Source organism: Streptomyces sp. NPDC002076, assembly GCF_053593835.1.
Map to the genome: position 1 here is coordinate 211,070 of NZ_JBSFDI010000014.1, position 20,886 is coordinate 231,955.

Genomic DNA, 20,886 nt, shown 5'->3' on the forward strand with positions numbered 1-20,886 from the left:
GTACGACGTTGACGTTCACCCGTACGCACCGATCATCACCCATCCGCCGCCGACAATCATATTTCACTCTCAGTCAGCAGCCGTATGAGTCGCGACCCTTGGGGCACAAGGGCTCTCGACGGATCGGCTGTGCACCAGTACCGTCACAAACCCCCCGCGCGGCGTCTATCCACTTGGCGCGCCGTCCGCATCATGGATGACCATAGGGACGCGGAAAGCAGAAAAAGACCGCTGTGAGAGGAGGCGTCCATGGGATCGGTACGCAAGGCGAGTGCGTGGCTCGGCCTCGTCGACGACAACGATGACGAGCGTTACTACGACGACGAGTACTCCGAGGGCTCCGAATCCGGGGACGCCTGGGTCACCGACCCGCGGGTGAAGGTGGCCTCGGACACGGCCGAGGAGAAGGGCCGCCGGATCGGCACGGTCACCCCGGACAGCTTCCGGGACGCCCGCGCCATCGGCGAGCTGTTCCGGGACGGGGTCCCGGTCATCATGAACCTCACCAACATGGAGCCCGGCGACGCCAAGCGCGTGGTGGACTTCGCGGCGGGGCTCATCTTCGGTCTGCGCGGCTCGATCGACCGGGTGTCCAACCGGGTGTTCCTGCTCACCCCGGCCGACACCCAGATCATCAGCGGTGAGGCGTCCGCCCACCGCGAGGACGGCTTCTTCAACCAGAGCTGAGGCAGGGCCGCTCACCGGCCCTGCCCGCCCCGGTACTCACCGGAAGGCGTCGAGCCCGGTGAGCGCCTTGCCCAGCACGAGCTGGTGCATCTCGACGGTGCCCTCGTAGGTGAGCACCGACTCGAGGTTGGTCGCGTGCCGCATCACGGGGTATTCGAGCGAGATCCCGTTGGCACCGAGGATGGTCCGCGCCGTACGGCAGATCTCGATGGCCTCGCGGACGTTGTTGAGCTTGCCGAAGCTGACCTGCTCGGGACGCAGGCGGCCGGCGTCCATCCGCCGCCCCAGATGGTGGGCGAGCAGGATCCCCTTGTGCAGTTCCACCGCCATGTCGGCGAGCTTGGCCTGGGTGAGCTGGAAGCCGCCGATGGGCCGCCCGAACTGCTCCCGCGTCCTCGCGTAGTCGAGCGCCGCCTGGAAGCTGCTGCGCGCCGCGCCCATCGCCCCCCAGACGATGCCGTAGCGGGCGTGGGACAGACAACTGAGCGGTCCGCGCAGTCCGGCGCCCTCCGGGAGCACGGCGTCCGCGGGCAGTCGTACGTCGTCCATCACCAGTTCGCTGGTGACGGAGGCGCGCAGGGACCACTTGTGCTTGATCTCGGGCGCCGAGAAGCCGGGGGTGTCGGTGGGGACGACGAAGCCGCGAATGCCGTCCTCGGTCTGCGCCCAGACGACGGCCACGCCGGCGACCGACCCGTTGGTGATCCACATCTTGCGGCCGCTGAGCACCCAGTCGTCGCCGTCGCGCTTGGCGTGGGTGCGCATGGAGGCGGGGTCGGAGCCGTGGTCGGGCTCGGTCAGCCCGAAGCAGCCGATCACCTCGCCGGCCGCCATGCGGGGCAGCCACCGAAGCTTCTGCTCCTCGCTGCCGAACCGGTGGATCGCGTACATGGCGAGGGAGCCCTGCACGGAGACGAGGGACCGGATGCCCGAGTCCGCCGCCTCCAGCTCCAGGCAGGCCAGGCCGTACTGCACGGCCGTCGCCCCCGCACAGCCGTATCCGGTCAGGGACATGCCGAGGGCGCCGATGGAGCCGAGTTCGCGCGCGAGTTCACGGATGCCGGGCAACTCGCCCTTCTCGTACCACTCGGCGACGTACGGCAGCACCCGGTCCGCCGCCCAGGACCGCACGGTGTCCCGCACGGCCAGGTCCTCCGGTTCCAGCAGGTCGTCGATCCCGAGCGGGTCGGCGGGATCGAAAGGGGGCAACTTCGCGGACGCGGACATGGGACACCCTCCGGCACACAGAAAACTAGCACCGCTAATCACTTATGTGCCGCCGACGTTACGGTGCGGTGTCCTGCACGTCCAGTACGTCGGGCACGTCAGGCCGAGACGCGGGCCTCCACCACTTCCCGCTGCGCGGGCAGCTCCAGCGCCTCCACCGCCGCCTCGGGTTCCGCGCACTGCACGACCCGCGGCAGCCGCAGCGCCATCACCGCGCCCAGCAGCAACAGCCCCGCGCTCACCAGCAGCGTCACATGCAAGCCGTACACGAAGGAGTCCCGGGCGACCCGCCGCAGCGCGGCACCGGTGGATCCGCCCAGCCGTCCGGCGACGGCGTAAGCCTCGCCGAGCGAGTGACCGGCCGCGTCCGAGGCGTGCCGCGGAACGCCCGGCACCGCTCGCAGATGCGGGGCGTAGGCCGCGTTCATCACGCTGCCCAGCAGCGCGATGCCGATGCCGGCGCCCAGCTGGTACGAGGTCTCGCCGATCGCCGCCGCGCCGCCGGCCTGCTCCGCCGGAGCCTCGCTGAGCATCGACTCGTACGCCCCGAAGAGCGTGGTCTCCAGACCGAAGCCGAGAAGCACGAAACCGGAGAGCAGCAGCGGTGCGTTGTCGGTGCCGCCCATCGCGGTGAGCGTCAGGACCGCGGCGGCGGTGAGACAGAAGCCGAAGCAGACCATCCGGCGCGGCCCGAACCGGCGCAGCATCCGCGCGCCCGCCAGGCCCGCCGCCATCGCAGCGACGGTCAGGGGCAGCAGCCGCAGGCCGGTCTGCAGCGGGGAGAGCCCGAGCACCAGTTGCAGGTACTGGGCGGCGATCAGCTCCAGGCCGACGAGCGCGAGCATCGCCAGCACGATGCAGCCGACCGAGGTGCTGAACGCGGGCCGGCGGAACATGCGCAGATCCACCAGCGGATGCGCAAGCCTGCGTTGCCGCCGTACGAAGAAGAAGAGGAGGGCCGCGCCGGCCAGCAGCGGCAGCACGGTGAAGGGGCTCGCCGGTGCCTCGCCGCCGCCCAGCCGTTTCACGCCGAGGACCACACCGAACAGTCCTCCGGCCGCCATCAGGGCGCCGACGACGTCCCAGGGACCGCGCCGGTCACCGCGCGACTCGGGCAGCAGGATCCGGCCCACCGGGAGGCTGATCAGCATCAGCGGGATGTTGACGAGGAAGACCGCGCCCCACCAGTAGTGCTCCAGCAGGAAGCCGCCGAGCAGCGGGCCGACGGCCGCGCCGACGGCGGCCACCGCGCTCCAGACGCCGATGGCGAGCGCGCGTTCGCGCCGGTCGGGGAAGACCTGACGGAGGATCGACAGGGTCGCCGGCATGATCATGGCGCCGCCGACGCCGAGCAGCGCGCGGGCGAGGATGAGCGTCTCGGCGGTCTGCGCCAAGGCGGCCAGGGCGGAGGCGACGCCGAAGAGGCCGTAGCCGAGCAGCAGGACGCGTCTGCGGCCGACCCGGTCGCCGAGGGTGCCGAAGAGGATCAGCAGCGAGGCGCAGGCCAGCGGATAGACGTCGACGATCCAGAGCAGTTCTATGGCACTGGGCTTGAGGTCCTCGGTGACGGCGGGGACCGCCACGTGCAGCACGGTCGCGTCGAGGGCGACGAGCAGCAGGCTGGTGCAGAGGACGACGAGGACGACCCAGCGGTTCGCACCGGGCCCGGCCGTCCTACGGCGCGGCCGTACGGCAGCCGTGGTCGTCCCGGACATGTACGTACCTCCCAGATGTGCCGCGCGTGGGGCGGACCGACGGGGTGGGGACTCCCTGTCGTACGGCCGGAGAGGAGCGGGGTCTCCGGCCCGCGCACAACCCACGCGGGTGACTCGTCAGCGTACGCGAGTTCGCCACGGGGGCACGTGGCGGACCTCTCACACGCGGGACGGAACCCGTGTGGCGTACGCCACGTCGTTCCCCCTTGACCACGCCCCGGGAGCCGGTGTGGTTCCACCGCCCGTCGATAATCGAGTCCGTGACCGATCTTGACACGCGTGTGGCCCCACCCCACGCCCCACTTCTCCGCCGGGCGATCCCGGCCCTCCTGGGCTATGCGGCAGTCCGCGCCCTGGGGCTGGTCGTGCTGGCGTTGTGGAGCGCCGCGCGCGGCAAGAGCGCGTACACCCTGCTGACCGCGCGCTGGGACTCGCTCTGGTACACGCGGGTCGCCGAGCTGGGGTACGGCTACGAGGTGCGGCTGCCGAACGGCGATGTGCACTCCAATCTGGCGTTCTTTCCGCTGCTGCCGTGGCTGGAGCGGCTGGGGCACGCGGCCCTGCCGCTGTCGTACGCGGACGCCGGTTTCGTGGTCAGCGTGCTCGCCTCGCTCGCCGCGGCCTGCGGGATCTTCGCCGTCGCCGAGCGCGTGTACGGGCCCCGGGTGGGGATCTGCGCCGTGCTGCTGTGGGCGGTGCTACCGGTCGGGATCGTGCAGTCGATGGCGTACAGCGAGTCGCTGTTCACGGCGCTGGCGGCCTGGTCGCTGTACGCGTTGCTGACCGGCCGGTGGATCACCGCGGGCACGCTGGCGGCGCTGGCGGGGCTGACCCGGCCGGTGGGGGCGGCCGTGGTCGCGGCGGTGTGGGTGGCGGGCATGCTCTCGTTCGTGCGGGATCGGAGCACGATGCACACACACGGCGCACACAACGCCGAACGCGCCCCGGCGCCCACACCCAGCGCATCCGATAGCACGCGCGCCCCGGCGCACACGCCCGGCGCGGAGGCCGCTTCGTACAACCCTCATATCCCTGAGGCCCCGACAGACACCCATGCCCCCAGCGCCCCACCCGCCCCCGCATGGCGCCGGGCCCTCGGCATGGTGATCGCGCCGCTCGGGGCCGCCGGTTATGTGCTCTGGGTCGGACAGCGGACCGGTAGGGGATTGCTCGGGTACCTGGACGTCCAGGCCGGATGGCGCAATGGGTTCGACGGCGGCTATGCGTTCGCGCGCTTCGTGGCCGACAAGTTCACGTCATTTCCGTCCGCGTTCGCCGGCGCCGGTCTGATCATCGGGGTCGCCCTGCTGCTGTGGCTGTACGTGATCGGTCTCCGCCGGCGTCAGCCGCTCGAACTGCTGGTGTACACGGGTGTCGTCCTCGCCCTCGCCCTGTGCGCGTCGAGCTACTTCGGCTCCAAGCCGCGGCTGCTGATGCCGGCGTTCCCCGTGCTGCTGCCGCTCGCCTGCGCCCTCGCCCGGCTGCGCACGTCCCGATCCGTGCTGGTCACGGGCGGGTTGGCGGTCGCCACGGCGGTCTACGGGGCCTTCTGGCTGAACGGCTCCGGGCCCCCATGATCGACTTCAGCGGCCGATGACACCCCGGAAAATTCCGCGCCAGGACCGGGTTAACGCATTCATAAGCGCGATATAAACAACGCCCGGCATGATCAAAGGAATTGAAGGGAACGGCCTCACAGGATTGCGGAATGCCTGGAATTCGGGCCGCTCTTGAGAGGTTTCCCACATCACATCGTCATCACAAAGCCGCTGTTTCGACCGGGAACACAGCTCACTCGCTGTAACGTCGATTGGGTGCGTACCGAACGAAACCTCACCCGGCGTCTGGACCGGGTGTTCGCCAGACTCGACCGTGAGCCGGAACGACCGGCTCACATCGATGTGCCGAGGATGAGCCGGCACCGGGTCGTTCTGTTCACGGCGACCCTGGCTTTCTACCTGGCGATCGTGTGGGCCGTGGTGATCACGTCCTGGCTGGTCCGGCTCGACTGGCAGGTCATGTTCTTCCGGCCGTACCAGCAGTGGCCGCAGATCCACGCCTTCCTCGACTACTACGTGGTGCTCGGCCAGCGCGGCCCCACCGCGGTGATGGTCGCGGCCTGGCTCGGCTGGCGCTCGTGGCGGCAGCACACCCTGCGCCCGCTGCTCACCCTGGCCACCTCTCTGCTCCTGCTGAACATCACGGTCGGCGCCGCCAAGCTCGGCATGGGGCGCCTCGGTCCGCACTACGCGACCGTGATCGGCTCGAACGAGATGGGCCTGGGCGGCGATATATTCCCCAGCGGCCACACCGCCAACGCGGTCGTGACCTGGGGCATCCTGGCCTATCTGGCCTCCACCCCGAGAGCGCGCCGCTGGCTGTCGGCGCTGTCCGCGATCACGGCGCTGGGCGTCGGCCTCACCACCGTCTACCTCGGTACGCACTGGCTGAGCGACGTGCTGCTGGGCTGGGCCGCCGGCCTGCTGATCCTGCTCGCCCTGCCGTGGTTCGAGCCGCTGATCGCCAGGGCCGAGACCGCGCTGTTCGACCTGCGCGACCGCTGGCGCGCCCGCCGCAGCCGGCCCGTGCCCGAACCGGCCGTCCCGGTCACGCCGGTGGTGCTCAGGCCGGCTCGCGCCCCGGCCGGGCAGCCGGCCCCGGCGCGCGAGCCCGCCGCCTCGACCCGTGCCTCCAGAGGGCTGGCGCATCTGGCCCCGGGACCGCACACGACCCGCTCGGAACGCACCCCGGTCACCCCGGCGGGCAGCCGGCGCCCGCCACACGCCGACCACCGCGTGCCGCGCGGCACGACCCAGCCGGCCCGGCCGCTGACGGGCGGCTGACGCCGGGGCCCGGTACGCACAACGGCCCCGCGCATACGACGAAGGCCCCGCTTCCCGAAGGAGGGAAACGGGGCCTTCGCCCTGTACGCGTCCACAAGGCGCGGCCCTCAGCCTTTCCAGGCGCGAGCCACCACGCCCTCCCGCACCTCGAAGTTCAGCCGGCCCACCCGGTACTCCATGGTGATGATCGCGCCCGGCGGCAGCGACCGTACGGTCGACCACCCCCGCTCCCGAGCGAGCCGCTCGGCGTGCGCGGCGTCGAGGCCGACGTACCCGTCCGGACTGTCCTGGGGCTCCGCTGGCGGAGTGGGAATCGGTGCCATGCCGCCACGCTACCGTGCAGCGCAAGGTAAGAGTCGTATCCGGCTCCCGTCACACTTCTGTCACAGCTGCCCGACCGCGTTTCCCTCGAACTCCATCACACGTACGGGCGTTTCCACAGGGTGCACCGGGGTAATCGAACAGAATTCACGCGCCCCTGAGCAACCCGCCGAATTACCCGCCGGAAAGTTCCGCCGCCGGGATCCGGACGAGGCCCGGGGATGTGAATCCCCGCGCAATCCGGCAGCGCGGCCAGGTCATCTGACGCCGCATGGGAATTTTCACGGATTCAGCACATCAGCGCCCACGCCCCCTGTCGGAACGGGTGACCCCGCGAGCATCATGGCGCCGGTCCGCGGGTACGCGGGTCGGCAGGCCCGGGCGCGACGATGCGAAGGGGCGGGCGAGCGATGGGGACCGAGACCGTAGGGGCGGCGGCAGGGCCGGCGCACGGCAGGAACCGGGCCGGCCGGATGGTGGTCGACTGGCTCACCACCACCGACCACAAGAAGATCGGGCATCTGTACCTGATCACGGCGTTCGGCTTCTTCCTGGCCGGCGGGGCCATGGCGCTGCTCATGCGCGCGGAACTGGCCCGGCCGGGGCTGCAGATCATGAGCAACGAGGAGTACAACCAGCTGTTCACGCTGCACGGCACGATCATGCTGCTGCTCTTCGCGACCCCGAGCTTCGCGGGCTTCGCCAACGAGCTGATGCCGCTGCAGATAGGCGCGCCGGACGTGGCCTTCCCGCGCCTGAACATGCTGTCGTACTGGCTGTTCGCCTTCGGCGGGCTGATCGTGCTCGGCTCGCTGCTCACCCCGGACGGGCCCGCGGCCTTCGGCTGGTTCGCCTACGCGCCGCTCAACGACTCCCTGCACTCCCCCGGCGTCGGCCCGGACCTGTGGATCATGGGGCTGGCGCTGTCCGGCTTCGGGACGATCCTCGGCGCGGTCAACTTCATCACCACGATCGTCGGGATGCGCGCGCCGGGCATGACGATGTTCCGGATGCCGATCTTCACCTGGAACACGCTGTTCACGTCGATCCTGATCCTGCTGGCGTTCCCGGTGCTGGCGGCGGCACTGCTGGTGCTGGAGGCGGACCGGCGGTTCGGCTCCCAGGTGTTCGAGGCTGGCAACGGCGGGGCGCTGCTGTGGCAGCACCTGTTCTGGTTCTTCGGGCATCCCGAGGTGTACATCATCGCGCTGCCGTTCTTCGGGATCATCACCGAGATCATCCCGGTGTTCAGCCGGAAGCCGATCTTCGGCTATCTGACGCTGGTCGCCGCGACCATGGCGATCACCGGGCTGTCGATCGTGGTGTGGGCGCACCACATGTTCGCCACCGGCGCGGTGCTGCTGCCGTTCTTCTCCTTCATGTCGTTCCTGATCGCGGTGCCCACGGGCGTGAAGTTCTTCAACTGGACCGGCACGATGCTGGGCGGCTCGCTGTCCTTCGAGACGCCGATGCTGTGGGCGACGGGCTTCCTGGTGACGTTCCTGTTCGGCGGTCTGACCGGGGTGATCCTGGCGTCCCCGCCGCTGGACTTCCATGTCACGGACTCGTACTTCGTCGTGGCGCACTTCCACTACGTCGTGTTCGGCACGGTCGTCTTCGCGGTCTTCGGCGGCTTCTCCTTCTGGTGGCCGAAGTTCACCGGGAAGATGCTGGACGAGCGGCTGGGGAAGATCCAGTTCTGGACCTTGTTCACCGGCTTCCACACCACGTTCCTGGTGCAGCACTGGCTGGGCGCCGAGGGCATGCCCCGCCGGTACGCCGACTATCTGGCGGCCGACGGCTTCACCGCGCTCAACACGGTCTCGTCGATCGGCTCCTTCCTGCTGGGCCTGTCGACGCTGCCGTTCCTCTACAACGTCTGGAAGACCGCCAGGTACGGCGCGCAGGTCGAGACCGACGACCCCTGGGGCTACGGCCGCTCGCTGGAGTGGGCGACCTCCTGCCCGCCGCCCCGGCACAACTTCAACGCGCTGCCCCGGATCCGCTCGGAGTCCCCGGCGTTCGACCTGCATCACCCGGAGTACGCGGCGAAGGAGCGGGCGCCGGGCCCCGCGCCAGCGCCGCGTCGAGCCGGTCCCGGATCCTCCTGATCTCCTCGGTCAGCCCGGCGGGCTCGATCACCTCGAAGGGGAAGCCGGTCATCATGATGTGAATGACCATCACCTCCAGGTTCGCCGCTCCGCTGTGCAGGACGCAGGCGTCCTCCCCGTCCGCCTCCAGCGTCCCGGCGGACGGCGAGATGCGCTCGGCGGCCTCGTGCAGCGGCACCAGCAGCCGTACGGCGGAGTGCGTGGCGTACGCGCGCGTGGAGACGCCCTTCGAGACGTAGGCGGCCAGGTCCTCCGCGGGCGGCTCGCGAGGGGTGAAGCGGGGCCCGTGCGGGGGCTTGGGAGTGATGCGGTCGACGCGGAAGGTCCGCCAGTCCGCCCGGTCGACGTCCCAGGCGACCAGGTACCAGCGCCGCTCGGTGCACACCAGCCGGTGCGGCTCGACGGTACGGCGGCTGTCCGCGCCGTCGTGCGTGCGGTACTCGAAGCGCAGCCGCTCGGCGTCCCGGCACAGGTTGGCCAGTTCGGTGAGAAGCGCCGGGTCGACGTCCGCGGCCGGCGGGCCGCCGCGCAGCATCGGCACGGTGTAGGCGCCCAGGGCGCTCACCCGGCGGCGCAGCCGGCCCGGCAGCACCTGTTCGAGCTTGGCAAGGGCGCGTACGGAGGTCTCGCCGATCCCCTCGATGCCCTGCCCGGCGGCGGTGCGCAGGCCGACGGCCACGGCCACGGCCTCGTCGTCGTCCAGCAGCAGCGGCGGGAGTTCGGCGCCCGCGCCCAATTGGTAGCCGCCGCCGGTGCCGGGGCTGGCGTTGACCGGGTAGCCCAGCTCGCGCAGCCGGTCCACGTCCCGGCGGACCGTGCGCGTCGTGACGCCGAGCCGGCCGGCGAGTTCGGCGCCGGACCACTCGCGGTGGGCCTGGAGCAGCGAGAGCAGGCGCAGCAGACGTGCCGAGGTCTCCAGCATGGGGCCGAGTCTGTCAGGGAACGCGGACAGCCGCTGTCCTCGACGGACAGCGGCTGTTCTGCGCGGGTGCCCGGTGTTCAGAGCGCGAGGCGCTGGCCGGGCACGATCAGGTTCGGGTCGTCGCCGATGACCTTCTTGTTGGCGGCGTAGATCCGCTGCCAGGTGGTGCCGTGCCGCTCGGCGATGGCGCTCAGGGTGTCGCCCTCGTGGACGGTGTAGTCACCCGTGCCGCGGGACTCGCTGCGGTTGATGTGGCCGGCCGGGCGTTCCGGCGCCTTCGCCGGGGCGGACTTTGTCGTCACGCTGCCCTTGTCGACGCTCGTGCCGGTGGTCGCGGCCGCCGGGGCCGCGCCGAAGGCTCCGGCGCGGGCCGAGCAGACCGGCCAGGCGCCCCAGCCCTGGGCCTGCTGGACCTTGGTGGCGACGGCGATCTGGGCGCTCCTGGAGGCCTGGTCGGCCGTCGGGGCGTAGGCGGTGCCGCCGTACGCGCGCCAGGTGCCGGCGGAGAACTGGAGCCCGCCGTAGTAGCCGTTGCCGGTGTTGATGTGCCAGTTGCCGCCGCTCTCGCACTGGGCGATGCGGTCCCACACTCCGTTGTCCGCCGCGGCGGCGTTGCCGGTGGCGGCCAGCAGTCCCAGCGGGGCCAGCAGTGCGGCTCCGGCCAGCGCGGCCGTCGTACGGCCCTTGCGGGCGCCGTCGGGACGGGCGGTGTTGCGGGTGGTATCGGCACACTCGGACATGTAATTCCCTCTCCACGAACCCGGGCTCCCCCGGGCGGAGCACGCCTCGCCGCGCAGGACCGCGGTCGTGCGTGCCCGCCCCGTCCGTGTGACCGGTGCCGGCGGTGGTGCTGTGCCGGTGCCGGGCGTCGGACGTACCCGAGCGGTGCTCGTTGCACACGGCGGAGGAATGTAAGGAGGGCGAGCGGTCGGAATCAACCAACTCACTGTCATTCCAGGCCAGTTGCCCGTTACCGCGAGTATCGGCGATTTTCGGCCACCCACTACATCCGCTGATTTCCTGATTTTTCGACCAACGGCTGAAGCGATCTGTGACCCACTTCACCACTCCAAGTTCCTTGACGAAGCGCGGAGTTGACCATGAGTAGCGAATTCCGGACCGTTGGTGACCGTGTGCGCCGCTTGGTTCGAACCGGTTGCCCTCGGGGCGTGACTCCCACCACAGGACGTCCGTTGTCTTCTTCATGAGCCCGGAACCCCGGGACTCAGCGGCCGGGAGCCACCCGGCCGACCCAGCACCGCATCCCGAGGAGCCACCGTGCCGCGCATGCTCGACGTCAGTGACGCCGTACGCGCCGAGATCGGCGACGAAGAAGCCGACCGGCTGCTCGCCGGAGAGAACGCCCCGGGCAGTTACGACTGCACGTCCTGCCGCACCCCGGGCGACTCCGAGCAGGAGCGCACCAGCACCGTTCTGTTCGTCGGCGACGAGACCGCCGTCCTCGCCTTCGCCCACGCCAGCTGCCTGCCCTCGCAGGTCGTCCAGGTCACCGAGGAGCAGTTGCAGGGCGCCGTCCGGTCCATCGGCGGCGGCGCACCGGACTCCGGGGCCGCGGGCTCCGCCGCCGCGGGTGAGCCGCAGAAGGCCGTGCCCGAGCAGGCCGTGCTCGGCGTGACCAGCGGACTCGTCCTGATCGAGGGAGAGTTGCACCCCGCGCTCGTCGTCGAGCCGACCTCGCCGATCGTGCGCCCGGGCTCCACCGGGACGGGTGACGACTTCCTGCCGCTGCTCATCGAACAGGGGTTCATGCCGCTGACCGAGCTGGCGTCCGTGCCGCCGGTGCTGCACGGCTGGTCGGTGCTGCTCGCCGTGGGCCAGCTGCACGCGGTGCTGCAGCCCTCGGCGAGCGGCGGGCAGCCGGTGGCCTGGTGGCAGGCGCATCAGCCGCTGCAGGTGACGGACAGCTGGCGGGCCGCCGCGAACAAGCACCAGCAGGTGCTGATGTTCGCTGCACCGGTGGGTTCCATCGGCCGGCAGCCGCGGGAGGACCTGCTGCGGGAGTCTCTCGACAAGGCGGCGGCGAGTGGGAAGCTGGTCGCGGCGGCGCTTCCTCTTGCGGGTACGTGATCTTTCGCCCGCATATGGGCACAGCCCGGCGCCCCTGATTCCGTGACCGCATCCCTTTGGGGCCCCGGTCGTTTGGACATACGTGCACGCATACGACGCTCCCCCTCCCCGCCGGTCCGCCTTCGTCTCTGTTCCCTCTGCGCGGTTGGCGCAGGACGGGGGCGGTGGGGGCTCGGCCACGCCGATCTACGACTCGCTCTACGCGGAGTGGGTCAAGACCTTCCGTACGCTGCCGGGTGACCGCAGCGGGGAGGAGGGGCTGACGTTCAGCCCCTTCGGGCAGCTGCCGGACCGCACGGGGGGCTACGGGGGCCACCGGGCGGGGTCGTTCAGCAGCACGTACAGCGCCTACAGCGCGGGCGCGTACAGCGCGCGGCAGCAGTCGCAGTGGCAGCGGGTGGGCACGCTGGGGCGGCAGCATCAGGACAGCGGGATGCAGCACGTGCCGGCGGCGCTGCCGCCGGGGCCGCGCCGCGGTGTGTGACCGGCCTACGACGTGAAGGGCGACTCCTGGAGGACCAGGTGCCGCCCTTCACGTCGTACCACCGTTACTTCTTCTTCGCGCCGCGCTTCTCGCGCACCCGCACGGAGATGTGGATCGGGGTGCCCTCGAAGCCGAACTCCTCGCGCAGGCGTCGCTCGATGAAGCGCCGGTAGCCGGCCTCGATGAAGCCGGAGGCGAAGAGGACGAAGCGCGGGGGCTTGGTGCCGGCCTGGGTGCCGAACAGGATGCGCGGCTGCTTGCCGCCCCGGATCGGGTGTGGGTGGGCCGAGACCAGCTCGCCGAGGAAGGCGTTGAGGCGGCCGGTGGGGACGCGGGTCTCCCAGCCGGCGAGGGCGGTCTCGATCGCCGGGACCAGCTTCTCCATGTGGCGGCCGGTGCGCGCCGAGACGTTCACGCGCGGGGCCCAGGCGACCTGGCCCAGCTCGGTCTCGATCTCGCGTTCCAGGTAGTAGCGGCGCTCCTCGTCGAGGGTGTCCCACTTGTTGTAGGCGAGGACGATCGCGCGGCCCGCCTCGACGGCCATGGTGACGATCCGCTGGTCCTGCACGGAGATGTTCTCGGAGGCGTCGATCAGGATGACGGCGAGCTCCGCCTTCTCCACCGCGGCCGCGGTGCGCAGGGAGGCGTAGTAGTCGGCGCCCTGCTGGAGGTGGACGCGCTTGCGGATGCCCGCGGTGTCCACGAACTTCCAGGTCACGCCGCCCAGTTCGATCAGTTCGTCGACCGGGTCACGGGTGGTGCCCGCCAGCTCGTTGACGACGACGCGCTCCTCACCGGCCACCTTGTTCAGCAGGGAGGACTTGCCGACGTTCGGGCGGCCGATCAGGGCGATCCGGCGCGGGCCGCCGATGCCGGTGCCGCCGAAGGTCTCGCGCGGCGCGTCCGGCAGTACCTCCAGCACCGCGTCGAGCATGTCGCCGGTGCCGCGGCCGTGCAGCGCCGAGACGGGGTGCGGCTCACCGAGGCCGAGGCTCCACAGGTAGGCCGCGTCGGCCTCGCCGCTCGGGCCGTCGACCTTGTTGGCGCACAGCACCACCGGCTTGCCGGCCTTGCGCAGCAGCCGTACGACCGCCTCGTCGGTGTCCGTCGCGCCGACCTTGGCGTCCACGACGAAGACGACCGCGTCGGCCGCCTCGATGGCGTACTCGGCCTGGGCGGCCACGGAGGCGTCGATGCCGAGGACGTCCTGCTCCCAGCCGCCGGTGTCGACGACCTTGAAGCGGCGGCCGGCCCATTCGGCCTCGTAGGTGACGCGGTCGCGGGTGACGCCCGGCTTGTCCTCGACAACGGCCTCGCGGCGGCCGATGATCCGGTTCACCAGGGTCGACTTGCCGACATTGGGGCGGCCGACGACGGCGAGCACGGGCAGCGGACCGTGGCCCGCCGCCTCGATGGCGCCCTCGACGTCCTCGATGTCGAAGCCCTCTTCCGCGGCGAGCTCCATGAACTCCGCGTACTCGGCGTCGCCGAGAGCCCCGTGGTCGTACTCGTGCTCAGCCGAGTCGCCGGGCTGGATGTCGTCGTTCATGTAGTCCGTACCTCGTCGTTCTTCGTGGTGATCGGTGGAACAGGCCCCTGACGGGATGACCCCTGGTGGGCTGATCCACTACTCAAGTGTCGCCTAGCGCCCGGTCAGGCGCCTGGCGTTTTCCAGGTGGCTGGTGAGCTGCTTCTGGATGCGCTCGGTCGCCTCGTCCAGCGCCCTGCGGGTGCGCCGGCCGCTGCCGTCGCCCGCCTCGAAGGGGTCGCCGAAGACGACGTCTATGCGCGAACGCAGGGGCGGGAGCCCCTTTATCAACCGCCCGCGCCGGTCGGAACTTCCCAGTACGGCTATGGGCACGATCGGTGCCCCGCTGCGTACGGCGAAGTAGGCGAGCCCGGCGCGCAGCGAGGCGAAGTCGCCCTCGCCCCGGGTGCCCTCCGGGAAGATGCCCAGCACTCCCCCGGCCTCCAGCACGCCGAGAGCCCGGGTGATCGCGGCGCGGTCGGCGGTGGCGCGGTCCACCTTCACCTGGCCGATGCCGGTCAGGAAGGGGTCCAGCGGGCCGACGAACGCCTCCTGCTTGATCAGGAAGTGCGTGGGCCGGGGTGCCACGCCCATGACCATCGGGCCGTCGATGTTGTGGGAGTGGTTCACGGCGAAGATCACCGGACCGCTCCTGGGCACCTTCCAGGCGCCGAGCACGCGCGGCCTGAACAGCCCGTGCATCAGGCCGACGCCGATGCGCCGCCCGACCTCGGCGCCCCGCTCCGAGGGCAGCTTCTCCGCGGGAGCTGACGGAAGGCTCACTTCCCGGCCCGCTTCTCCTCGACCAGGGTGACGACGCACTCGATGACCTGGGCGAGGGTGAGCTCGGTGGTGTCCACCTCGACCGCGTCGCCGGCCTTGGCGAGCGGCGAGGTCTTGCGGGAGGAGTCGGCCGCGTCCCGCTTGATCAGCGCCTCGCGGGTGGCGTGGATGTCGGCGCCCTTCAGCTCACCGCTGCGGCGGGCCGCACGGGCCTCCGGGGAGGCGGTGAGGAAGATCTTCAGGTCGGCGTCCGGGAGGACGGTCGTACCGATGTCACGGCCCTCGACCACGATGCCGTTCCCGGCGCCGACGGCAAGCGAGCGCTGCAGCTCGGTGATCCGGGCGCGCACCTCGGGCACCGCGCTGACCGCGCTGACCTTGGAGGTGACCTCCTGGGTGCGGATCGGGCCGGACACGTCGACGCCGTCGACCGTGATGGCCGGGGCGGCCGGGTCGGTGCCGGAGACGATCTCCGGCTTGCCCGCGACGGCGGCGATGGCGGTCGGGTCCTCCAGGTCGATGCCGTTGTTCACCATCCACCAGGTGATCGCCCGGTACTGGGCGCCGGTGTCCAGGTAGCTCAGGCCGAGCTGTGCGGCGACGGCCTTCGACGTGCTCGACTTGCCCGTGCCGGAGGGGCCGTCGATCGCGACGATCACGGGCTTGGCGGTCGGGGCGGCGCCGTTTTCCACGGAGGGACACCTTCCTGGTGCGGTGTGGGCGGGTGCGGGGGCGAGAGCGCCCTGCACAAGGTTACTGGGTGCGGGTCACTCGTCCGGCCCTGCGGGCGCGGGCGCGGACATCGGCGGGCTACTGCCGCAGGGCCCACCCGCGCTCCCGGAGGGCGGCCGTCAGCACCGGTACCGCCTTCGGCTCCACCATCAGCTGCACCAGACCGGCCTGCTGCCCCGTCGCATGCTCGATCCGCACGTCCTCGATGTTGACCCCGGCCCGTCCCGCGTCGGCGAAGATACGGGCCAGCTGCCCCGGCTGGTCGTCGATCAAGACCGCCACGACCTCGTAGACCCGCGGAGCGGACCCGTGCTTACCCGGTACCCGCACCTGGCCCGCGTTCCCGCGGCGCAGCACGTCCTCGATGCCGGCGGTGCCCTCACGCCGCTTGTCCTCGTCGGAGGACTGCAGGGCGCGCAGTGCCTCGACGGTCTCGCCCAGGTCGGCGGCCACGTCGGAGAGCAGGTCGGCGACCGGTCCCGGGTTGGCGGACAGGATGTCGATCCACATGCGCGGGTCGGAGGCGGCGATCCGGGTCACGTCCCGGATGCCCTGCCCGCACAGCCGTACAGCGGCCTCCTCGGCGTTCTCCAGGCGCGCGGCGACCATGCTGGACACCAGGTGGGGCATGTGGGAGACGAGGGCGACGGCGCGGTCGTGGGCGTCGGCGTCCATGACGACCGGCACCGCCCGGCAGTGCGAGACCAGCTCCAGGGCGAGGTTCAGCACCTCGGTGTCGGTGTCCCGGGTCGGGGTGAGCACCCAGGGACGGCCCTCGAAGAGGTCGGCGCTCGCGGCCAGCGGGCCGGACTTCTCCCGGCCGGACATGGGGTGGGTGCCGATGTACGCCGACAGGTCCAGGCCGAGCGCCTCCAGCTCGCGGCGCGGGCCGCCCTTGACGCTGGCCACGTCGACATAGCCGCGGGCCACACCCCGGCGCATGGCGTCGGCGAGCACGCCGGCCACATGGGCGGGAGGGGCGGCCACGATCGCCAGGTCGACCGGGCCCTCGGGGGCCTCGTCGGTGCCGGCGCCCAGTGCGGTGGCCGTACGGGCCTGCTGGGGGTCGTGGTCGGCGAGGTGGACGGTGACGCCGCGCTGGACGAGGGCCAGGGCGACTGAGGTGCCGATGAGGCCGGTGCCGATGACGAGTGCGGTTCTCACGGCGCGATGTCCCCCCGCGGGGCGGCCGCGACGCCGAGGCGGACGCGGCTGATGCCGGCTGCGACCTGCTCGTCCCTGTGTCCGGCCGCGTTCCGCCCGACCGGGACGGCCCCCCGGACCGCTCGTACCGCCACGGCGCTGCTCCCTGCTGACGTGCGGATCTTTTCTTGGTCCGTCCAGCGTAGTCAGCACGCGCGCACGAAGCGCACGGCGCCCGACCGCTGAGACGATGCGGGGAATCCGGCATTTACCGAATTCGACGTGTTGTACGGAGGTCGGCATGGCTGAGGGCGCGACGCGGCGCACGGTTCTGGCGACGGGTGCGGCGGCGGTCGTCGCACCCGTCGCGGCATGCGGTGGCGGCGGCACCACGAGCGCGGGCGAGGAGCTGGCCAGGACCAGTGACATCCCGGAGGGTGGCGGCAAGATCTTCAAGGACAAGAAGGTCGTCGTCACTCAGCCCAAGAAGGGTGACTTCAAGGCGTTCTCGGCGATCTGCACGCACTTGGGCTGCACGGTGAGCACGGTCGCGAACGGCACGATCAACTGCCCCTGCCACGGCAGCAAGTTCCACATCGGGGACGGTTCGGTGGCCCACGGCCCGGCGAAGCGGCCGCTGCCCAAGGAGTCGATCAAGGTGGAGGGAAATTCGATCAAACTGACGTGAGGGCTCGGCGTACGCTCCCGGCATGCAGCCCGAGACCCTGGTACGCGACCACACCGTCTACGCCTGTGTCATGGGTTCCCGGGCCTTCGGTCTGGCCACGGACACGAGCGACACCGACCGGCGGGGTGTGTTCCTCGCCCCCACCCCCCTCTTCTGGCGGTTCGAGAAGCCGCCGACGCATGTGGAGGGGCCGGGCGAGGAGCAGTTCTCCTGGGAGCTGGAGCGGTTCTGCGAGCTGGCGCTGCGCGGCAACCCGAACATCCTGGAGTGCCTGCACTCCCCGCTGGTGGAGCGGCTGGACGACACCGGCCGGGAGCTGCTGTCCCTGCGCGCGGCCTTCCTCTCCCGCCGGGCCTACGACACCTTCACCCGCTACGCCCTGGGCCAGCGCAGGAAACTGGACGCCGACATTCGCACGCAGGGCGCCCCGCGCTGGAAGCACGCCATGCATCTGCTGCGCCTGCTGATGAGCGCCCGGGACCTGCTGCGCACGGGCGAGCTGCGGCTCGACGTCGGCGACCGGCGCGAGCCCCTGCTCGCGGTGAAGCGGGGCGAGGTCCCCTGGGCCGAGGTCGAGAGGTGGATGGCCCGGCTCGGGACGGAGACGGAACAGGCCCTGCACCGCACGCCGCTCCCGCCCGAACCGGACCACGCGCGCGTGGCCGACTTCCTGTTCCGGGTGCGCCGGGACTCAGCCTTCCAGACGCACGCGGACCACGAAGTCGTGCAGGGCGTCGTACGCATCGGGCGCGTCGGGCAGGGCTGAGGCGGCCTGTGCCTCGTCGAGCTCGGCGTGCAGCCGCTCCACGTCGGCCTCCACGCGCGCGTGCGGGATGTCCGCGCTGCCGTGCTCCCGCTCCGCCTTGGCAGCGATCAGCTCGGGCAGATAGCCGGGGGCGTCGAGCTGCTCCAGCAGCGTGGGCAGGTGGGCCTGGACCTCGCCGCTGCGCATGAGGTGGATGCCGGTGAGCAGCACCCGGAACGTGTAGAGCAGCGGCTTGAGTTCGCCGGTCTTCTCGAACAGCCGCCACTGGGTCACCGCGAATCCCCGGTAGTGGTGGGCGTGGTGGCTGGTGAGGACGCCGGGGGCGAGCGCGGCCAGCTCCCGGTGCGTGTCCCCGGTGTGCACGACCAGCGGCGAGAGCAGCTGCTCCAGCACATAGCCGTTGCGGCGCAGCATCAGCCGTACGAACTTGCGCAGATCGTGGGTGACGAGGTCCAGTTCGACGCCGTAGCGCACCCAGGCCCGGGAGCGGGTCTCCTCCGGCTCGCGCAGCCCGACGAGGTCGGCCGCCGGGAGCAGATGGACGCCCCGCAGGTCCACGTCGGAGTCCTGCGAGGGGAAGCCGTACAGATGGGCTCCGGACACGGTCGCGAACAGCAGGGGGTCGGGCTGCTCCGCGACCACGGGCTTCAGGTCGATGCCGAGGTCGTCGATCATGGGGCTAAGCGTCCCAGAGCGTGCCCAGCGCCAACAGATCGCCCCGGTACTCGATCCGCTCGGTCCAGTCGGCCGGCCAGGCCCCCTCGCCCAGCCACGCACCCGCGAAGGCGCCGGTGAGGCAGGCGACGGAGTCGGAGTCGCCGGAGGAACAGGCGGCCCGGCGCAGGGCGGTGACGGGCTCGTCGGGGAAGAGCAGGAAGCACAGCAGTCCGGTGGCGAGGGCCTCCTCGGCGATCCAGCCCGCGCCGGTGGCCAGGCACGGGTCGGTCTCCGGGGAGACGGTCCGCACGGCCTCCTGGAGCCGGTCTAGGGCGGCCAGGCAATCGTCCCAGCCGCGCGCGATGAAGTGCTCGGGGCCGGGGTCCTGGGAGCGGGTCCACAGGTCGCCGAGCCAGGTGTGGTCGTAGTGCGTGCGGTGGTCGAGGGCGTACGAGCGCAGCTGTCCGACCAGACCCGTCGGGTCGGTGCCCTGGGCGAGCAGGTGGACCGCGCGGGCGGTGAGGTCCGAGGCGGCGAGCGCGGTCGGGTGGCCGTGGGTGAGCGCGGACTGCAACTGGGCCGCACCGGCGCGCTGTTCGTCGCTCAGGCCGGGGGCGAGCCCGACGGGGGCGACCCGCATGTTGGCCCCGCAGCCCTTGGAGCCGACCTGACTGGCGTCCTGCCAGGCGCGGCCCTCCTCCTTCAGCGAGGCGCACGCGGTCAGGCAGGTGCGGCCCGGGGCGCGGTTGTTCTCCGGCGAGTCGTACCAGTCCACGAACTCCTCGCGCAGCGGCCGCTCCAGCCGCTTGGGCGCGAGATACCCGCGCCCCATGGCCGTCCCGAGCGCGCGCCCGACGGCGAGGGTCATCTGGGTGTCGTCGGAGACGAAGGCGCGCCGCGGCAGCTCCATCTCCCGCCAGGGCCCGCACTTGGCGAGGATCGACGGTACGTCGTTGAACTCGGTCGGGAAGCCGAGGGCGTCCCCGAGGGCGAGGCCCAGCATGGCCCCGGTGGCCGCGCGCTTGGACATAGGATCACCATCCCCCTTTATCGTCATCCTGACAATAAAGGGGGATGGTGATCGCGGCAAGGCGTTTGCGTCGTCGGCTTAGAGGTCGACTTCCTTCATGAGCATCCCGACCTCGGTGTTGGACAGGCGCCGCAGCCAGCCCGACTTCTGGTCGCCGAGGGTGATCGGGCCGAAGGCGGTGCGGACCAGTTTGTCGACCGGGAAGCCGGCCTCGGCCAGCATGCGCCGGACGATGTGCTTGCGGCCCTCGTGCAGGGTCACCTCGACCAGGTAGTTCTTGCCGGTCTGCTCCACGACCCGGAAGTGGTCCGCGCGCGCGTAACCGTCCTCCAGCTGGATGCCGTCCTTCAGGCGCTTGCCCAGGTCGCGCGGGATCGGGCCGACGATCGCCGCGAGGTAGGTCTTCTTCACGCCGTACTTGGGGTGGGTCAGGCGGTGCGCCAGCTCACCGTGGTTGGTGAGCAGGATGACGCCCTCGGTCTCGGTGTCCAGCCGGCCCACGTGGAAAAGCCGCGTCTCGCGGTTGGTGACGTAGTCCCCGAGGCACTGCCGCCCTTCCGGGTCCTCCATCGTGGAGACGACACCGGCGGGCTTGTTCAGCGAGAAGAACTGGTACGACTGCGTCGCGACCGTCAGGCCGTCGACCTTGACCTCGTCCTTCTCCGGGTCGACCCGGCGGCCCTGCTCCAGGACGATCTCGCCGTTGACCTCGACCCGTGCCTGCTCGATCAGCTCCTCGCAGGCCCGCCGCGAGCCGTAGCCGGCGCGCGCGAGGACCTTCTGCAGCCGCTCGCCCTCCTGCTCCGCGCCCGGGAAGGTCTTGGGCAGCTTGATGTCCTTCTTGCCGGCGTAGCGCTCCCGGTTGCGCTCCTCGGCGCGCGCCTCGTACTCACGCGAGCGCGCGGGGGCCGTACGGCCGCGCCCGCCGCTCTGCTGGGGCTGCTTGGGGCCGCCCTTGGCGCCGCCGCGGGCCGCGCCGCCGCGCCCCGACTTGGAGCCGTCCTTCGAGGCGGCCGGGCCCACGTCGTAGCGGCGCTCCTCGGGGCGGGGCTTGCGGGGACGGCCCTGCCCCTGTCGCTCGTCCCGGTTGTTGCCGGCGCCGCGGTAGTTACCGCGCCCGCCGCTGTTCCTGCCGCTGCCGCTGCTTCGCATCAAGGTTTC

General features: G+C 71.2%; 20 protein-coding genes and 1 pseudogene. 8 read left to right on the plus strand and 13 right to left on the minus strand.

All coding sequences use genetic code 11. From position 1 onward, the window contains the following. The first annotated feature begins 249 nt into the window (after window positions 1-249). A complete protein-coding gene (locus ACWCQS_RS28400) occupies window positions 250-687 on the plus strand; it encodes a cell division protein SepF (protein WP_388626574.1) in 438 nt (145 codons plus the stop codon). A gap of 36 nt (window positions 688-723) precedes the next feature. On the opposite strand, the gene ACWCQS_RS28405 is transcribed toward ACWCQS_RS28400, so the two are convergent. Continuing rightward, window positions 724-1,914 (minus strand): acyl-CoA dehydrogenase family protein, encoded by a 1,191-nt coding sequence (locus tag ACWCQS_RS28405; protein ID WP_451007085.1) that lies wholly within the window; start codon window positions 1,912-1,914, stop codon window positions 724-726. Window positions 1,915-2,012: 98 nt separating this feature from the next. After that, on the minus strand, window positions 2,013-3,629 hold the full coding sequence (locus tag ACWCQS_RS28410; protein ID WP_451007086.1) for an MFS transporter: 1,617 nt from the start codon (window positions 3,627-3,629) through the stop codon (window positions 2,013-2,015). A gap of 260 nt (window positions 3,630-3,889) precedes the next feature. Here ACWCQS_RS28410 and ACWCQS_RS28415 point away from each other — a divergent pair, with 260 nt between their 5' ends. Together ACWCQS_RS28415 and ACWCQS_RS28420 are read left to right on the plus strand one after the other, a co-directional pair. Then, window positions 3,890-5,206: a glycosyltransferase family 39 protein gene (locus ACWCQS_RS28415; RefSeq protein ID WP_451007087.1), complete on the plus strand. Its 1,317-nt coding sequence runs from the start codon at window positions 3,890-3,892 to the stop codon at window positions 5,204-5,206. Between the two features lie 237 nt (window positions 5,207-5,443). Continuing rightward, complete coding sequence (locus ACWCQS_RS28420; RefSeq protein ID WP_451007088.1) at window positions 5,444-6,472, plus strand: phosphatase PAP2 family protein; 1,029 nt, start codon at window positions 5,444-5,446, stop codon at window positions 6,470-6,472. Between the two features lie 107 nt (window positions 6,473-6,579). Here ACWCQS_RS28420 and ACWCQS_RS28425 read toward each other — a convergent pair whose 3' ends face one another. Continuing rightward, window positions 6,580-6,795: an I78 family peptidase inhibitor gene (locus ACWCQS_RS28425; protein ID WP_153544274.1), complete on the minus strand. Its 216-nt coding sequence runs from the start codon at window positions 6,793-6,795 to the stop codon at window positions 6,580-6,582. 471 nt (window positions 6,796-7,266) lie between these two features. Between ACWCQS_RS28425 and ctaD the strand changes: the two are divergent. Continuing rightward, window positions 7,267-8,778 (plus strand): annotated as a pseudogene (gene ctaD / locus ACWCQS_RS28430) (aa3-type cytochrome oxidase subunit I); the annotation flags it as partial. On the opposite strand, the gene ACWCQS_RS28435 reads toward ctaD, so the two are convergent. Beyond that, window positions 8,777-9,826, minus strand: coding sequence for a helix-turn-helix transcriptional regulator (locus ACWCQS_RS28435; protein WP_451007089.1), 1,050 nt, complete (start codon window positions 9,824-9,826; stop codon window positions 8,777-8,779). The pseudogene ctaD and the gene ACWCQS_RS28435 overlap by 2 nt on opposite strands. Before the next feature lie 77 nt (window positions 9,827-9,903). Then, the gene (locus ACWCQS_RS28440) at window positions 9,904-10,566 is read right to left on the minus strand and encodes a transglycosylase family protein (RefSeq protein WP_451007090.1); all 663 of its coding nucleotides are present in this window, start codon (window positions 10,564-10,566) and stop codon (window positions 9,904-9,906) included. 538 nt (window positions 10,567-11,104) lie between these two features. Between ACWCQS_RS28440 and ACWCQS_RS28445 the strand changes: the two genes are divergently transcribed. Both ACWCQS_RS28445 and ACWCQS_RS28450 read left to right on the plus strand, forming a co-directional pair. Continuing rightward, window positions 11,105-11,914, plus strand: a complete 810-nt coding sequence (locus ACWCQS_RS28445) for a hypothetical protein (RefSeq protein WP_451007091.1) — start codon at window positions 11,105-11,107, stop codon at window positions 11,912-11,914. Between the two features lie 82 nt (window positions 11,915-11,996). Further along, window positions 11,997-12,398: a hypothetical protein gene (locus ACWCQS_RS28450; RefSeq protein WP_388626587.1), complete on the plus strand. Its 402-nt coding sequence runs from the start codon at window positions 11,997-11,999 to the stop codon at window positions 12,396-12,398. Between the two features lie 64 nt (window positions 12,399-12,462). On the opposite strand, the gene der is transcribed toward ACWCQS_RS28450, so the two are convergent. From der to ACWCQS_RS28475, 5 genes are all read right to left on the minus strand, one after another. Next, entirely contained in the window at window positions 12,463-13,947 is a 1,485-nt protein-coding gene (gene der / locus ACWCQS_RS28455; RefSeq protein WP_451007092.1) for a ribosome biogenesis GTPase Der, read from the minus strand. A 93-nt stretch (window positions 13,948-14,040) separates the two neighbouring features. Continuing rightward, window positions 14,041-14,748 carry a lysophospholipid acyltransferase family protein gene (locus ACWCQS_RS28460; RefSeq protein ID WP_451007093.1) on the minus strand — a complete coding sequence of 236 codons (708 nt, stop codon included), beginning with the start codon at window positions 14,746-14,748 and terminating at the stop codon, window positions 14,041-14,043. Further along, window positions 14,706-15,401 carry a (d)CMP kinase gene (gene cmk, locus ACWCQS_RS28465; RefSeq protein WP_451007094.1) on the minus strand — a complete coding sequence of 232 codons (696 nt, stop codon included), beginning with the start codon at window positions 15,399-15,401 and terminating at the stop codon, window positions 14,706-14,708. The genes ACWCQS_RS28460 and cmk overlap by 43 nt, the downstream gene beginning before the upstream one ends. 118 nt (window positions 15,402-15,519) lie before the next feature. Beyond that, window positions 15,520-16,605, minus strand: a complete 1,086-nt coding sequence (locus ACWCQS_RS28470) for a prephenate dehydrogenase (protein WP_451007095.1) — start codon at window positions 16,603-16,605, stop codon at window positions 15,520-15,522. Further along, window positions 16,602-16,739 (minus strand): hypothetical protein, encoded by a 138-nt coding sequence (locus ACWCQS_RS28475; protein WP_451007096.1) that lies wholly within the window; start codon window positions 16,737-16,739, stop codon window positions 16,602-16,604. Before ACWCQS_RS28475 ends, ACWCQS_RS28470 begins: the two co-directional genes overlap by 4 nt. 146 nt (window positions 16,740-16,885) lie before the next feature. Here ACWCQS_RS28475 and ACWCQS_RS28480 point away from each other — a divergent pair, with 146 nt between their 5' ends. Both ACWCQS_RS28480 and ACWCQS_RS28485 read left to right on the plus strand, forming a co-directional pair. Beyond that, the gene (locus ACWCQS_RS28480) at window positions 16,886-17,272 is read left to right on the plus strand and encodes a Rieske (2Fe-2S) protein (protein ID WP_451007097.1); all 387 of its coding nucleotides are present in this window, start codon (window positions 16,886-16,888) and stop codon (window positions 17,270-17,272) included. Between the two features lie 22 nt (window positions 17,273-17,294). Further along, window positions 17,295-18,038: a nucleotidyltransferase domain-containing protein gene (locus tag ACWCQS_RS28485; RefSeq protein WP_451007098.1), complete on the plus strand. Its 744-nt coding sequence runs from the start codon at window positions 17,295-17,297 to the stop codon at window positions 18,036-18,038. On the opposite strand, the gene ACWCQS_RS28490 is transcribed toward ACWCQS_RS28485, so the two are convergent. From ACWCQS_RS28490 to ACWCQS_RS28500, 3 genes are all read right to left on the minus strand, one after another. Then, the gene (locus tag ACWCQS_RS28490) at window positions 17,964-18,713 is read right to left on the minus strand and encodes a nucleotidyltransferase domain-containing protein (RefSeq protein ID WP_451007099.1); all 750 of its coding nucleotides are present in this window, start codon (window positions 18,711-18,713) and stop codon (window positions 17,964-17,966) included. The two genes, ACWCQS_RS28485 and ACWCQS_RS28490, sit on opposite strands and share 75 nt — an antisense overlap. Before the next feature lie 4 nt (window positions 18,714-18,717). Beyond that, on the minus strand, window positions 18,718-19,725 hold the full coding sequence (locus tag ACWCQS_RS28495; RefSeq protein WP_451007100.1) for an ADP-ribosylglycohydrolase family protein: 1,008 nt from the start codon (window positions 19,723-19,725) through the stop codon (window positions 18,718-18,720). A gap of 78 nt (window positions 19,726-19,803) precedes the next feature. After that, window positions 19,804-20,877, minus strand: coding sequence for a pseudouridine synthase (locus tag ACWCQS_RS28500; RefSeq protein WP_451007101.1), 1,074 nt, complete (start codon window positions 20,875-20,877; stop codon window positions 19,804-19,806). Between the last annotated feature and the right edge of the window lie 9 nt (window positions 20,878-20,886).

Coding starts and splice junctions, on each gene's coding strand:
- ACWCQS_RS28400 (WP_388626574.1), top strand. CDS start 250: ATGGGATCGGTACGCAAGGCGAGTGCGTGGCTCGGCCTCGTCGACGAC.
- ACWCQS_RS28405 (WP_451007085.1), bottom strand. CDS start 1,914: ATGTCCGCGTCCGCGAAGTTGCCCCCTTTCGATCCCGCCGACCCGCTC.
- ACWCQS_RS28410 (WP_451007086.1), bottom strand. CDS start 3,629: ATGTCCGGGACGACCACGGCTGCCGTACGGCCGCGCCGTAGGACGGCC.
- ACWCQS_RS28425 (WP_153544274.1), bottom strand. CDS start 6,795: ATGGCACCGATTCCCACTCCGCCAGCGGAGCCCCAGGACAGTCCGGAC.
- ACWCQS_RS28435 (WP_451007089.1), bottom strand. CDS start 9,826: ATGCTGGAGACCTCGGCACGTCTGCTGCGCCTGCTCTCGCTGCTCCAG.
- ACWCQS_RS28440 (WP_451007090.1), bottom strand. CDS start 10,566: ATGTCCGAGTGTGCCGATACCACCCGCAACACCGCCCGTCCCGACGGC.
- der (WP_451007092.1), bottom strand. CDS start 13,947: ATGAACGACGACATCCAGCCCGGCGACTCGGCTGAGCACGAGTACGAC.
- ACWCQS_RS28480 (WP_451007097.1), top strand. CDS start 16,886: ATGGCTGAGGGCGCGACGCGGCGCACGGTTCTGGCGACGGGTGCGGCG.
- ACWCQS_RS28485 (WP_451007098.1), top strand. CDS start 17,295: ATGCAGCCCGAGACCCTGGTACGCGACCACACCGTCTACGCCTGTGTC.
- ACWCQS_RS28490 (WP_451007099.1), bottom strand. CDS start 18,713: ATGATCGACGACCTCGGCATCGACCTGAAGCCCGTGGTCGCGGAGCAG.
- ACWCQS_RS28495 (WP_451007100.1), bottom strand. CDS start 19,725: ATGTCCAAGCGCGCGGCCACCGGGGCCATGCTGGGCCTCGCCCTCGGG.
- ACWCQS_RS28500 (WP_451007101.1), bottom strand. CDS start 20,877: ATGCGAAGCAGCGGCAGCGGCAGGAACAGCGGCGGGCGCGGTAACTAC.